Origin of the sequence: Oceaniferula marina, from assembly GCF_013391475.1 — a bacterium.
GTDB lineage: Bacteria > Verrucomicrobiota > Verrucomicrobiia > Verrucomicrobiales > Akkermansiaceae > Oceaniferula > Oceaniferula marina.
In genome coordinates this window covers 958,317-973,251 of record NZ_JACBAZ010000002.1, presented here as the reverse complement: position 1 = coordinate 973,251, position 14,935 = coordinate 958,317, and the positions used below count along the sequence as shown (strand labels likewise).

Below are 14,935 nucleotides of genomic sequence, written 5' to 3'. Positions count from 1 at the left end.
GCAAGGGGGCACTGAATCTTTTAGATTTTACCGTTGTTGCGCGTCGGTTGCATAGCCCGCTATGCGCCTTCCTTGCGCCTAGTTAAAATCGAAAACCTTCAGTGCCATTCAGCCAATTTAACTGATCAAATGGTATTAGTCCCTGGTGTATTCGCCCTGTATATGACTCAGCTTTCGAATATGCTTGCTATAAATGGAAAGATATCTATAGGAGCAAGTAAGGTATTCTTGATTTTATACCTGTTATCCCACCCTAAAACCATGAACTCGCACGTCCCACTTAAAAAGCAGCAATCTAACATTTTATACATTGCTTTAGTCGCTATCTTTTTGCTAGGAGTCACAAACCTCTTTTGTATCGCTGAGGAAGCAAAGGTAAAATCACCGGATCTCACCTCGCAGCCCCACCCAGTAGCCCCGACGGGCTGGAAAGACGTCTCCAATCCGTGGCACCTCCAATACTACTGGAGCTCTACCAGCATCTCCAAATCGAAGATCAATCTATCTGTTAAGCTATCCCAGCGGGCTTTCTCACCAACCGCCTATAACTTCGAGAAAGAACAATTTGCGAAGGCTGGTAAAGAATTCATTGCTGAACTCGACAAAAAAGCCGCAGAAAAAAACGGCTTTTTTGTGGGCAATTCAACAGCTGGACCGTGGAAGATGAAAACGTACGTCGTGCGTAACACCAACCTGAACTACAGGAGATCTTATCCCAACCCAATGGTCGTTGCTGTTTTCTATCAAGAAAATAAAAAAGCCTGGGCAGCGGCAACCCTCCGGATAAAATGCTCGGATTTCCCTGCGAACGCACCACCAGAATGGTTCGCAGCACACGCCATTCAGGGTGAGGCAGGCCAACTTGCCAGCTGGAGTTCCAATCCAAAAACCTGGACACCCGCTGCAGCTCCTCGATGGGAAGCCTTCAAATCGAAAGCTCAGAAAGAAGGCGCAGAAAAACTCCAGCGATTCGAAGCTGATTTAAAGAAAGTCTCAGCAGCCTATGAGCAAGGCTTAACACTCTACCTTGAGGTCCTTCATTTGTTTCTTAAATCCCAAGGTGCTGATGTCCCACTCAATGCGAGTTATTTTCGCAACCCGAATCCGATACTCTTTATGAAATGGTATCATTGGCCAAAGGAGGTCCAACCACCCGTGATGCCCAGTAGCCCCCAGGCCAAAACACCCGATGCCCCTTCTGAAAAAACACCCGTGAGTAAAGAGCCTCTGTTTAAAGATCCCGAGAGTAAAAAAACGGCCGCCAAAGAACCTCTGTTTAAAGAGCCCGAGGACAAAGAATCAGCCCCCAAGGAACCAGCCGTCAAACAACCACCCTTCGAGCAACTGATCACCCAAGCCTCTGACGCCTTGGATCAAGAAAATTACGACCTCGCCCTCAAAGCCAGCCAACAGGCTGTAAAAGCCAAGCCTCAGGACTTGAAAGCCCGCTGGTATATGGGTCTCGCATTCATAGGGCAGAAAAAATACAAAGAAGCCTACGCCGTGCTGGATGCCGTAGCAAAAGACCACCCCGACAACACCAAACTTCGAGCCTTCGCAGATAAGATTGGCAAAAAAATTGAGCCCTAGCAAATGCTTGGCCTCTACCGCAAACCAACAACCTAACAATAAGATGAAAGCGAAGATATCCCACTCAGTTTGTCTCGTGCCCCTTCTTTTTTTATTCATAGCTCCCATCAGCGCCGCCCCGCCTGACCCACAAAAAGATCTCCACCTCCAGGTTTTTAAGGACACGGCCTCAGGGGTGGCCATACAGTATGTAAAAGATTCCCTCGGCAATATTTATCAACTCAAGCCGGCCGGGCCCAAATTATCTTGGGGCGTCTCAAATCAAGTCATCGCCGCTCAAGGGAAAAAATACGGCTATCGAATGGTCCCGGCATCTTGGGCCAATGGAGCCGTCGAAGCTCAACACGCGACCCAGTCGGTGAAAGACCGGGTGTCCAAAATCGTCAAGGCCGATAAAACAGCCATGAAACTCACATCGATTTGGGAAATCAAAAAAATGGGCGACGTCATCTATGTTGCCTACACTGGAGAAGGTAAAGCTAGTGAAGCCCAATACCAAGTCATCGGGGCGACCATTTCAGCAGAATTGGGACTTGGAGCAAGTTACATTGGAGGGCAAATAGGAGTCGGAGCTATCGGAGGCTTTGGCGTCGGCCTCTTGGCGACCTGGACAGGCAACAATGTTCAGCAAGCAATAGAAGATGGCCTGAGCGCTTGGGATGCCAAACTAGAAGCCAATCAAACCGTAAAAAATTGGAAAGCCAACGAAGTACGTTTGGCTAATGAACTGCTACATAAAATTCACAAGGCCGTAACCAAGGGCGATTACGAACGTGCTCGAGAGTTGAACAAGGGGCTCTATGATTTCACCAGAAAACGGCAAGGAGCGGGCGACCCTGCGATTGCTGATTTAAATGCTCTGAGCTACGACCTGCAAACTAAAATCAGTCAGGCGGAAAAGGCAAAAAAGAAGGCGATTGCTGAGGCCCGATCTCTCGGTGAAAAAAAGCACCTCGCCCGGATTCATCAATTTAACGAGGAAATCAAAAGGAGGAGAGAAAAGGAAGCCAAAGAAAAAGCTGAGTTCGATGTTCGCCTGATCATTGCCACACCCCATATTCAACTCGGCCAGCAAGGTGAAGCTGGCTTTACGATCACCGGAGGCACACCTCCCTATGATGTGCAGGGAGATTTCTACGGACCACTTCAAAAACCTCAAACCATCACATTCGCTTTTGATACGCCGAAGGAGCCAGGAGCCTACGGGTTAGCGGTTCGAGTGACCGATGCCGACGGCAGGATAAGAAACGCCTACGGATCCATCTGGATGAGCGAGAACCCGAAAAATCAAGAGCCTCTAGCGGCAGTAGGAAAAGTCTACCCCACCATGGTCAAAAATGGTTCAGCCGAAGTCCATCTTAACCTGTCCGGCTTTCGCGTGACCTCGGTTTGGCGAAGCGACAAGGGCAAAGGCGGCACCCTTCATGGCTCGCAACTCCACTTGGAGGGTGTGTTTACCGAAGATCGTTTATCCGTCAAGGGCGTCTGCCAAGGTGAAGGGCGCTTCGGCAAAAGCTCGGTCGTTATATGCCCTGACGGCACGCCACAAAGTCGTATATACTGGGAAGACTACAAACATCAAACAGCGGACTCATTCAAAAAGTCTTTCGATAGGTCCTTCCCTGTCTCGAAGGTCGAAGGAAAGTACATGATGCTCTATATTATGTGCCACTCCGGGCATGACCGATCTAAAAGTATCGAGGTGAGGCTCCGCCTCGATGTCACACCACCAGGTAAGAAAAAGAATGAAAGCGACCTCAATCGCTGATCAGCTGAAACAGTCGAATGCCATGATGATGCCCTCCAAAAAAGGGGTTCTACCTATTGAAATCAAGTTTTAGATTGCCTTAAAGAGCAAAATATGCACAGTGCAATCATCACCCTAAATACAACTATGGACCAAAAAACAGAAACCACACTCGCCCTCGGCAACCCTCTCATGCGTTACGCCGTTCTCTTCATCGGAATCATCATTCTGCTCATTAGCCAAAGTGCCCTCACGTGGAAAAGAGCCGCAGAACGAGATGCAGCTGGAGACATCGATGCGATACAGTTTGAGATCAAAGATATCGAACGAGTCATTGCTGACTCCGATGATGCCACCGAGAAAAAAGAACTACGCGAAGAGATCAAGGTGCTTAAAGAAGAGAAGCTCGTTGATGCTCGGTTCGAAGCCGAAGCTGAACGCGTGGATGCCAAAAGCGGCATTTGGCTGATCAGCATGATGCGTTTCACCGGCTTATCACTGGTTTCCCTCGGACTACTCGTCATCGCTGCCAAAGGCTGCTCACATGAAAAGCTTGGAGCACTCGTGGCATTAGGATTTATCCTGACTCAAATCTAATCCTGCTCTACTCATTCACCCATACAACATTATGAAAATAACAACGTTCCTCTACCTCGCAATCTTCGGATTATGCTCTTCTTTATTTGTCTCATGTGAAGATAAAAAGCGGAGCTCATCAAATGACTCGAGCTCTGAAGCCGCGTCGGTTGATACAGCCGAATCCCTCACCGATGAAATGACCGACATCATGCATCGCTTTGCCGATACCTTGGCTGCAGTTAAAGACAAAGAATCCGCTACTCAAGCGGGAGAAAAAATAGACACGATCTATGAAGAACTAGAAGCCTTGGCCGCACGCTTCGACAAACTCGAAGACCCCAGCCCGGAAGAGAAAAAGCAGCTCAAAGAAAAAATGGATAAAGTCGAGTCCGAGCTCGATACAAAGCTCAGTGAGTCTTTCCAATCCTTCAAAGACAATACTGAAGTAATGGAAACGCTAAAGCCGATTATGAAAAACTTCAAAGAGCGCATGGACAAGTTAGAACCCACATTCGAAAAGTTCGGCGTTAAATAACCTCCATCTTCCATATAAATCATCACACACCTGCCCACTTGAATTCCTTTCAAGTGGGCAGTCTTTTTTTATTGTCTCATCTCTAAGAAAGAGTTAATCATTGATCCTAACCTTTCATTTTTAAAATGAGAATTTTAATGCCATTGGCTCACCCGCTCAAAAGACATCAATCAGCCATCGTCGTTCTATTCACACTGCTGACCATTCTACCTGTCAGTGCCGGAGTTCTCTATACAGAGAAAGAACTCTGGGCCGTAGGCAACCTTTGGAAGGAAGTGCAATGCCGCTGGGATGCAGAACAGCTGCGCTATAACAACCGACTCAAGGAAATCGATGCCTCTCCCATGTCCCAAAAGCACAAAGACTTCTACCGACAAAAGGAAGCTAAACTCCATCGTGCAGAATCTCAAGTATTGGCGGCCAAACGCAATCAAGTGCACAACGTCCTGATCGACGAAGCCAATGCTCGAGCAGGCAGGGGAAAACAAGCGGTCAGCGATCGGATCGAAGCCTCACTCGGCACCAAGATTGATGACCCAGCCCACTCGGGCATGAAAAGTGATCTCGATGCCCAAGGCGGGACACGGACAGCTCAGAAAGTCAAAGAAACCCTCAGTGATATGGGGCTCGATGACCTCAAGGTCAGCAACAACGCAGGAACCTTGGAAATTCAAGGTGACTTTGACCTCACCATCCACAAAGGAGGAGTCAAGGCCGATGTGGGAACCGAATTTCATCATATCAAAAACCAAGTGGATGCTCGAAACCATGAGATTTTTATGTCCGAGCGCATGAGAAACCGAGCGGAAGGAAGCAAACAAGCAGGCACCGATTACGTGGAGGTGCAGGACCACATGAAAAAAGCCAGCGATGGACACACTTCTTCTAATAAGCAGCTCGTCGAGAACCCGGACAACATGCAAACCATGGTCAAGAGCACCAACAAAACGCTCGATATGGGAGATGTTTCGGATGACGAACTACAGAAAATTTTAAAACGCAACGGCATCGATGATACCCCTGAGGGGTTCCGCAAAAAACTCAAGCAAATCAAAGAGCGGCGCACCAAAATCAAAGACCCCGCTGAAGCCGGACGCATCCGTGAAGCCAGTAAAGATATCATGACTCAGGCGGAGAAAAAAACCTACGCCCGCGCAAAAGATGAGCTGAAAGCGAAAAAACAACAGCTCGACACCGCCGAGGCCAACCTGAAAAAAGTCAAACAAATGAAGGACACCCCCGCTACAGCGGAACGCCGAAAAAAACTACAGTCAGATTTAGAAAACAAAGCAAAAAGAATACGCGAGGAACTCATCGACTCCAAAAGTAAAATGCAAGCCACCAAAGCGGCCAATGATGAATTCCGAGCCAAACCAAAAAAACAAAAAATGGCCGCCGAGCCATCCACAGGAAAAACCAACGCCACAAGCGACCCTCACACATCAGGCAAAACCAAACCACGCAAGGTAGACATCGCAGACGCTCCAGACATCAAAACAAAAATCAAAAGTAAGGCTCTGAAAGCAGTCGATGGATTTGGCAACATCATGGACATCGCCGATATCGGAAATGCCTGTAAAAAACTCCAGGATTACCAGGAAGGAAAAGCAGAACTCAAAGATGTCGTTCGCACCGTTGTCGATATGACTCCCGTTGGCACGGTCATTGGAACCTCGGAAAAAATAGCCACCTCAGGCGTCGATTATTACAAATCATCCCAAAGCATCAAAGATGCCAACGAAAGCAACATGACGGCATACCTTACGCAGTGGGAATTAAGATTCCGTAAAGCAGACATGTCCAAAGAAGAGGCAAAACAATATGTCGCTGACGCCATCCTCTCAGGTAACCTTGAAGTGCTCGAAGCCAAAGCGGCCGAACTCCGGGCCAAAGGCAAAACAATCAAGTCCCCCAAACTGGTCATCGAAGACGGTCCTGCTCCCGATGGTGGATCATGGTACATGTGGGAAAACACCAAAGAGCTCGGCGTCGGTATGTATGAAGGAGCCAAAACGGGTGTCACCTACATTGTTACCGCCCCCTACCGCACCGTTTCCGCTTGGGGGGAAGGCGAACTCAAAGAAGCCACATTGGACTACAATAGTAAAACCGCTGAAAGTGAAATCAAAACACGATTATTCCGGTCACTGAAAAAAGGTGGCATCGACTCCAAACGCGCCCTCAAAGCGGTTCAGGATGGTGGCAGCTACCTCAAAACGATCAGCGCGGAAGCTCGTAAAAATTATCAAGCAGCACGCGTCGAAAAAGAACGCATCGAACAGGAACGCATGGCATTCCAGCAAAGGGTGGATGGTTGCCTCAAAAAAATAACCGACCTCCGTTTTATGCCTCTCAGCTTACAAAGCGATCCGTCTTCACCCATCCCGATCCCGAAGGGAACCTCCCCGGAAGAAGGCATTGAGTTGACTGTGGCCTTTGATGACAGCCTCATCAGTGCCGTCGAACGCATCCGCGCGGAAATCACTTCCATCACAGGACAAACGCCAACGATCAGTGCGACGTACCGATGCTCACTGAAATCTGCAAAAATGACCGATTCCGGAAAGTGGACAATCAACTTACCTACCGTCCCGGACACCTATCCGGTCGGTCTTATGGCAGAGATTCGAATCACGGGGCTTACGGGTGACTTTACGGCTATGACCCGAACGATCCGCCGTGTCATCAGAGGATCCATCACCCTCAAACAGGGAACCGAATCCATCGCTCTATCAAAAGAAAGCTACCAATTCTATGAAGGTGATTATGAAGAAATCACCGCCACTGTCACAGGACAACAGGATGGGGTGGATTATTACTATCAATGGAAAACTGGCAATAGCAGCACCATCACCCAAACCCCGGTATTCCGCTACAGTGCAGAGGCTGTAAAAACGGATACCATCACCGTCGTTCTGGGTGACCGACTCACTGGATCATTTTTAGCCGAGGATAAAGCGACCATCAACATTTCAAACCTCAAAGGAACCAAAGTCATCATCAACGACCGAGGAAGCCCTGAAAAACCACAAGTCTGGAAACGCTTCACCTGTAAAGACGTTCAAGCGTATACCAGAAAAGAAGCCAGAGCCAAAGCCTCCGAGGTCAATCGATACTACAGAGAGCAACGAGCGAGGGGTGACTACATTGAAGGTGAAGCTTGGGACACCAACATCTATCAAATTTATGGATTACAGCACGGCCCATACACCGAATACGATTACGACACCGGGACCATGTTAGATCAAACAGGCCACTACCGAAATGGCAAAAAACATGGGAAATGGATACGTTATGAAACACGTCGGCAGCAGTCGCTGGGATCGATAACCGAAATCACCCATTATAAAGATGGAAAAAAGGATGGAAACTCCAAGCATTTCATCGACGGGTGGCTCTATGCCGATACCAACTGGAAAAACGATAAAGAACACGGCGTCTGCAAATACTTTAACAACCGGCTTCCAGGAAAAATGGAATCGTGCATCACATACAATGAGGGAAAAAGGCTTTCAGGTTTCCGTTGGATCTATAACGGAATGGCCGGTATGGATTTCGAACAAAAGAGACCTCGACTAGGCAAGAACTATGCAAAAACAAAGTACGGAACTGATCGAACAGATCAACCTACGGAGAGGTTCACCATCTGGCTCGATTGAAAGCTCAACACTTAAGATTATGAAATACTCACCCCACATGAAGCGGACGGCAACCTACGCCCTGATCCCAGCCCTCATGATCAGCCTCATAGGATGTGAAAAAAGGAGGAGCGCCCGTCGCAGTAACAGCGGATCAAGCGAAGCCCCTGCGGACACCACCAGCAACACCAATAGAAGCACGACCGACGGAACAAGCGAGACCAACGCCCCCTCTCCCGCCATCATCGAAAAAGAAGCCGATGTTTCCACAGCCCCCGAACTCACCGATTTTAGAAAAGTCCAAGAACCATCAGGACCTGAAGTCGCCGTGCAGTGCAACACCCCGGGCACGCTCACCCTACTTGATAGCAGTGACAAGGTCCTCTCTCAAACCACGGCAACGTCCCCCATTGTTACAAGCGCTATCCCAAGCACGGAGCCTTCCGTCACTCTACGGTTCGAACCGTCAGACGGTTCCCCTGGTGTCCAGCGCCTCATCCTCCTGCCCAATGACGACACCGACCTCGTTATGCGCCGGCTAAGCTTAGCTCCAGACACTCAAAAATGGACCTTGGAAACGGTCAAAGAAAAAGCCATCGATCCAAGCTTAACCCAAAACAAAAAACCTCAACCATCGTCGGACCCTCAATCCCCCATCACACCAAAAGCTCCGATTCCAAACAAACCCGTAGCCATCGACGACTGGGTAACGGCACAACCTTGGTTCAAACAACTCAGTGCCTCGATGCCCAAAGGAGTCACTCCGGGAATCAGCCTTTCGTCTGAAACTGATGCCAACTGGAAATCCGTTATAATCCGTGAAATTCGCCGTCCTGAATCAGGTTTCGACCTCGGTGTTTCACCCATGATAGGGGTCTTCCGCGTTTCATCGGATAGAAAAACCACCCAATGGCTCAACCCCATCTCTGATCAGTGGCTCAGCACAACGGACTTTCTGAAATCAAGGCATGTCGGTGAAACCAACATGGATGTCTCCCCCCCGACAAAAAGGCCCACCCTGGCAGCAAACGAACTCTCCGCGGATATCGATAACGATGGCAAATGGGAAATGATGCGCTGGAAGGCCTATCCATCTTCCACAGCAAACAAATTCTATCAGCTTTCTGTCATAGACGACAACGGGTCCGTCCTCTGGAAGAGCCTTAAAACAGAATCCACAGAACACGCGCATGCCTTCTTTGAATCCGACTTCGGCATCTCACTACCTGAACTGCTGCATGACATCACGGGTGATGGATTTGTCGAGCTCATCACCCCCGTCCCCCAAAGTGATGTCTCCGCGACCTATTATAGGATTCTCAGCTGGCAACATGGAGTATTTAAACGGCTTCCCTCTCGAGCCTTGATGTTAGAATCAAGCCGTGCTCAGCAATTCACTTGGAAAGGTGGAGATCATTCCTTTGGCATTTGGGTGTCCGAGTTTGGCAAGGTCTCAGACAAAGGTTTGGTGACAGCCCAAGTCACCAGCCTTACGGAAGCTGGAGACTACCAAAGTGGCACCGCTCTGCTGCGCTTTCACAACAAAGGTGCCAGCGTAGAACGGTGGCTGACTCCCTTAAAGTCTCCATCCCCACAGGTAGATAACAATCCACAAACAAACAGCAAAGCATCCACATCAGCTGAAAAGGCCGCCGCTGGGATGTTCAATACCCACTTCTCCATAGAAATGGAATACAGCCCCGCAGCCCTCAAAAAACTCAACGATAACAATGAAAAGCTAGCGGTCAGTTTAATCGTCGACCAATACGGCCCCCAATACATGGAAGAAGAGGCGATCGCCACTCTGGATCAAAAATTCACTCCCGGGGAAAAGCTCCAATTCCAAGGTATCCCCTTCACCAAGGCATCCTACGAGATCAAACCAGGCAAACGCTATCGCCTAACCATCACCATTTTTTCTGCTACCGATGTTTTTAAAAACAACATCGTTGAGGTCTTCAGTAAAAACGGAGTAACCGACTGGGATGCTACTCAGCTCAATGGCAAACAACTCGCTTACGTCTGCCGACTCATTGGTGAGGATTACACACCCACAACTACCAGTCATCGTCAGGAAGTCCCGAAACCAGTCAGCAAGGACAGTCAACTCTTCCTGCAGACACGCACGGACTATAAAGCGGATAAAATCCCCGCATCCGAAGCCTTTGCCACCTTTATGATGTTAGCCAAACGAGGACAGGTCGACTCCATGAATGCTGTCGGCAGTTTATACCTAAGCGGAGACGGAGTGCAGAAAAACACCCAACAAGCGATGCGCTGGTTCAAAATGGCCGCAGACAAAGGCAACAACAAAGCGATGTTTGCCATCGGCTACATGTATGATCACGGCGAAGGAGTCAGTAAAAGTTTAAGCAAGGCACGTGAATGGTTTCTTAAAGCGGCCAATGCAGGTCACCCAAAAGGCGCCCACAACATGGGCTATATTTATGCCAATGGTGAAGGAGTGAAAAAAAATAAAACCACCGCCAGAAAGTGGTATCTTCGAGGCTCTCAACTCGGCAACCCCAAATCCATGTGTAATCTCGGCAATTCCTATTACCGCGGGGACGGCGGAAAACAAAACCTCACCCTCGCTCGCCAATGGCTGATCTGTAGCGCCACCCGCGGAATTGACCTTGCAGCCAACTCGCTCGGTGTCATTTACCGCAATGGCAATGGCGTCAAAAAAGACCCTCGGCTTGCCTGCCAATGGTTCGCTGTCGCTATCCGTGCTGGATATGATGATGCCGAATCCAGCATCCAAAAGATTGCCCAAAAATCCGGCTGGAAAAACTTCGATTGGAAGACGTTGCCGCTGCCACAAGAAATGATCGATGCCCAAAATGGCAAACTGCCACCCCTTCCTGAATAGCGCGCGATGTCACTCTTCCTTGCGTTTTCGTGACAAAGATAATTGATACGCCTTGGGGCTCTGACCCATTTGTTTTTTAAACACCTTGGAAAAATGGCTCTGATCGCAAAACCCACATGCCGTAGCCACATCTGCGGCCGTCTTGCCCTCGCGCAACATGCGCTTCGCTCGCAAGGTTCGACATTTGAGCCTGAACGAGCCAAGCGTTTCTTGCATCTCTTCCTTGAACTTCCGCTCCAGCGTTCGCTTTGAAACATTGAATTCCTTGGCCATTTCCTCGATGCTGATCGGTTCACAAGCGCGGCTCGCTACCATCCGGATAATATCTGGAATCTCATCACTCCGCTGCTCAATCTCCAAGGAATCCAGTCGGGTTCCGATATTAACATAGCCACGGATGACATCCTCTTCCATCCAGGGAGCTTTCACCGTCCGCCACCGCTCAAGCTCACCATCCGAGTTGAGTAAAAACTCTTCGTAGTCGTAAATCATCCCTTCCGTGATCACACGTTGATCCTCACGAAGATAACGCCCGGCCCGCCAAACCGGGAATAAATCAGCCGCCGTTTTACCTACGACCTGGCCCAATTCTTTCAGTCCATTGGTCTCCAACCAACAACGGTTCACGTAAAGATAACGTCCCTCCAGATCCTTCAGCACAAATCGGATACCACTCATCTTTTCAAGCAAGTGATACGCCGGACCAATGATGCCCGGATCACAACTGCCGTTGGGGAACAAATGCCTAAAATCGTCCATCATGCCGCAAAAATACCAATTTAAAGCCAATTTGTCAATCAACATGTCGCATTCACACTATATCAACCAATACGTTCATTGTAAGCTTCAGCTGTTCTCATGGCCATTCAGCCTGTCTGGCAAAACAGCAGAACCCTTAATCCAACCTATACAACAATATGAAAAAGACCATAACATCAAGCCTACTCGCGGCTGCTCTCTCGGCAACCACGGGCCACGCTGCGATCACTTACGTAGATGCCACAACGGCAAACACCACCTTCGGAGATGGCTCAGCCTTCGCTCCCATAGGAGGAGCCGATACCGATGGCCATTGGGGAAGCCGTACGGTATTTGGCAATGGCGGCGAAATCTACACATCCAGAGCTGATGAAGATTCTCCTGAACTACGCACCACCATTTCTGGACTCACGGCCGGCACATACAACGCATACGCCTTCTACTGGGTTGCTGGATGGGTTGACGGGAATGACCCTACAGGCAACAACCAATGGGACTTCGCCGCAGGCTTAGCATCCGGAAACACAAGCGAATATTTGTGGAATGAAGGAACACAAACACAGGCTTCTGACTTTGCAGGAACCGTCATGGTCGAGGAGGGCAACCGACGCCTCTTTATGATTGATTTAGGCAACGTGGCTGTTGATGGATCAGGCGAACTTGCCATCTACATCGATGACAACCCAGGTAACGACGACCGCACCTGGTACGATGGCGTAGGCTACCAAACCGTGCCAGAGCCCAGCTCGGCTGCGCTTATTGGACTTGGCGGACTATCGCTCATTCTGCGCCGCCGCAAGTAGGCACCTTGAAACCGAGTCATTCTTCTCTAGGGTGTTGGCTGAATAGCCAGCACCCTTTTTTAGACAATCAGTAAACCTGCGATGAAAACCACTACCTTGTTCTTCAGCTTATTCGGACTGTTGCCCATCACGGGTAACGCACAAACCTATGTTGATGCCAACAGTTCCAATACGCAGGCAATCGATGGAACGCCTAACCCTTGGTCAACTACCGCCACCACAAGTGACGCGCTTTGGAGGTTCCGTGCAGGCTTTGGGTTCGACGTCGCTGGCAACAATGGCATCTATGAAAAAGATGGCGCTTCCGGCGGTTACGGCGATGCCGCCATGCTGGTTACCACCATCACCGGTCTCACCCCGAACACCGAATACGCGGTTTACGTCAATTTTTTAAGTGCCAGCAATGCAAACTGGCAACTTCAAGCGGGTCTGACATCTGACTCACTCAACCTCTTCACACCAAGCTCCAATGGCGTCGAAAACCTCGGACTCAGCAGCGTCTCCGGAAGTAACCGTAACCAACTACGTGGATTCATCACCAATACCCACGCCAACGCTGCGGGAGAGATTCAAATCTACATCGACGACACCAACGCAACCACCACCAGTAATCGCAGCTGGTTCGACGGCGTCTCGTATGGAACTCCCGTGACTGTCCCCGAACCCGAAGCCGGACTCATCACCAGCGACGGCGTTTGGACCTGGTTCAATGACGAGCGCGCCATCTGGCACCAAGACAAACTCTACGTCGGCCACGTCAAACGCAACGGCAAGGTCGCCGTCACCCGACACGACCCCGCTACCGGAACCAACTCCGAGGCCGAACTCAGCTCCGTCACCGAACGCGACGACCATAACAACCCCGCCCTGCACGCACTGCCGAACGGCAACCTGATTGCTTCGTACTCGCGCCACTCCACCGACAAACATTACTTCTACCGTATTTCCGACATCAACAGCCCGCTCAAGTTAAGCGACTGGGGAACCGAACAAACCCACGGGACCGACTACAAACATTCCTATGCCAACACTTATGCCATGAGCGAAGAGAGCAACACGCTTTACACCTTCACCCGTGGCACCGGATGGAACCCTAACTGGACAAGTTCCAGCGATAACGGCACCAATTGGACACCTCTCAAAGTACTCATCCAAAACGGTGACGGCAGCACCCGCCCCTACGTTCGCTATTCTGGAAACAACACCAATGCCATCGACTTCATTTATACCGATGGTCACCCGAGGGATGAGAACAACTCAATCTACCACGCCCGTATCCATGGAGGTCAAATCCGCCACACCGACGGCACTGTGATCAAAGCCCTGAGTGATTCACCCATCATTCATGATATCCCAAGCGGCCAACATGGCACCATCGTCTATCAATACAGCGCCGATGCCCAGACCGATCCGAACCAATGGATCCCCGGCGGCCGCGCCTGGACCTGGGACATCCAGCAACAAAAGAACAATGATCCAGTCATCACATTTACTGTCCAAAAGGACAACGTCACTGGCTCGGGTTGGCAACATGACCGAATTTACTATTACTACGCCCGGTGGACCGGCACCGAATGGCAAAAACGCTTTATCGCCCATGCGGGACGACCACTCTATGAACGTGAAGACGACTATGCAGGCGGCATCTGTATCGACCCCGAACGTCCCAACGTCGTTTACATTTCCAGTAACGCCGCCTCTCCCTTTGACCTAAGCTCCACCACCAACGTCCCGCTCAACGCCGATTCACGCTACGAACTTTGGAAAGGAACCACCACCGATGGAGGCCTAAGCTTCTCCTGGGAGTCCGTCACTCAAAACTCCAGCGAGGACAACATCCGCCCCTTTGTTCCCAAAAACCACCAACGTAGTGAAAGCTTGCTCTGGTTAAAAGGTATCTATTCCACTTACACCAACTACAACACGCGCATTCTCTCAAAAATTGGCGACAAACAAACCAGCTACCTCGATTGGAAAACCCAAAACAACATCTCTGGATCACCGGACGATGATGACAACCACAGCGGTCTGAGCAACCTGCTGGAATACTACATCCACACCAGCAAACATCAGGAACCACACCAACTACTCACAACAAGCAACCGTGATGTTATTCTCCCTTCACACCCAGAAAGCCACTCCCTGATCTCTATTTTGGAAACAAGCACCAACCTCATCGATTGGACCGAGGTAGCTGCGAGTATCTATGGCTCACCCTACACCTTGATCTCCTCACAATCATCTAACTTCCAACTCGACAAAAACTCTAAAACCCTGACCCTTATCGACCAGAACGATTCAACAAAACGCTTTTACCATCTCAACATTCAACTCTTGGAATAGCTAGCCACCCTTACCATCCTCACCACGCTTACCCATTTCCATGAGTCACAGGTAGGGCGAATTAACTCC

General features: G+C 49.7%; 9 protein-coding genes. 8 read left to right on the top strand and 1 reads right to left on the bottom strand.

Annotated features, from left to right (window positions below):
- Positions 1 to 261: 261 nt before the first annotated feature.
- From HW115_RS08265 to HW115_RS08240, 6 genes are all read left to right on the top strand, one after another.
- Positions 262 to 1,590 (top strand): tetratricopeptide repeat protein, encoded by a 1,329-nt coding sequence (locus tag HW115_RS08265; RefSeq protein WP_178932111.1) that lies wholly within the window; start codon positions 262 to 264, stop codon positions 1,588 to 1,590.
- A gap of 43 nt (positions 1,591 to 1,633) precedes the next feature.
- On the top strand, positions 1,634 to 3,358 hold the full coding sequence (locus HW115_RS08260; RefSeq protein ID WP_178932110.1) for a hypothetical protein: 1,725 nt from the start codon (positions 1,634 to 1,636) through the stop codon (positions 3,356 to 3,358).
- 126 nt (positions 3,359 to 3,484) lie between these two features.
- Positions 3,485 to 3,934, top strand: a complete 450-nt coding sequence (locus tag HW115_RS08255) for a hypothetical protein (RefSeq protein ID WP_178932109.1) — start codon at positions 3,485 to 3,487, stop codon at positions 3,932 to 3,934.
- A 31-nt stretch (positions 3,935 to 3,965) separates the two neighbouring features.
- Positions 3,966 to 4,451 carry a coiled-coil domain-containing protein gene (locus HW115_RS08250; RefSeq protein ID WP_178932108.1) on the top strand — a complete coding sequence of 162 codons (486 nt, stop codon included), beginning with the start codon at positions 3,966 to 3,968 and terminating at the stop codon, positions 4,449 to 4,451.
- Between the two features lie 125 nt (positions 4,452 to 4,576).
- Positions 4,577 to 8,110 carry a hypothetical protein gene (locus HW115_RS08245; protein ID WP_178932107.1) on the top strand — a complete coding sequence of 1,178 codons (3,534 nt, stop codon included), beginning with the start codon at positions 4,577 to 4,579 and terminating at the stop codon, positions 8,108 to 8,110.
- Between the two features lie 19 nt (positions 8,111 to 8,129).
- Positions 8,130 to 10,961, top strand: a complete 2,832-nt coding sequence (locus tag HW115_RS08240) for a tetratricopeptide repeat protein (RefSeq protein WP_178932106.1) — start codon at positions 8,130 to 8,132, stop codon at positions 10,959 to 10,961.
- Positions 10,962 to 10,970: 9 nt separating this feature from the next.
- Here the strand turns inward: HW115_RS08240 and HW115_RS08235 are convergent, their stop codons facing one another.
- A complete protein-coding gene (locus tag HW115_RS08235; protein WP_227021353.1) occupies positions 10,971 to 11,723 on the bottom strand; it encodes a helix-turn-helix domain-containing protein in 753 nt (250 codons plus the stop codon).
- A 155-nt stretch (positions 11,724 to 11,878) separates the two neighbouring features.
- Here HW115_RS08235 and HW115_RS08230 point away from each other — a divergent pair, with 155 nt between their 5' ends.
- Both HW115_RS08230 and HW115_RS08225 read left to right on the top strand, forming a co-directional pair.
- A complete protein-coding gene (locus tag HW115_RS08230; protein WP_178932104.1) occupies positions 11,879 to 12,523 on the top strand; it encodes a PEP-CTERM sorting domain-containing protein in 645 nt (214 codons plus the stop codon).
- Positions 12,524 to 12,604: 81 nt separating this feature from the next.
- On the top strand, positions 12,605 to 14,866 hold the full coding sequence (locus tag HW115_RS08225) for a BNR-4 repeat-containing protein (protein ID WP_178932103.1): 2,262 nt from the start codon (positions 12,605 to 12,607) through the stop codon (positions 14,864 to 14,866).
- Positions 14,867 to 14,935: the final 69 nt, after the last annotated feature.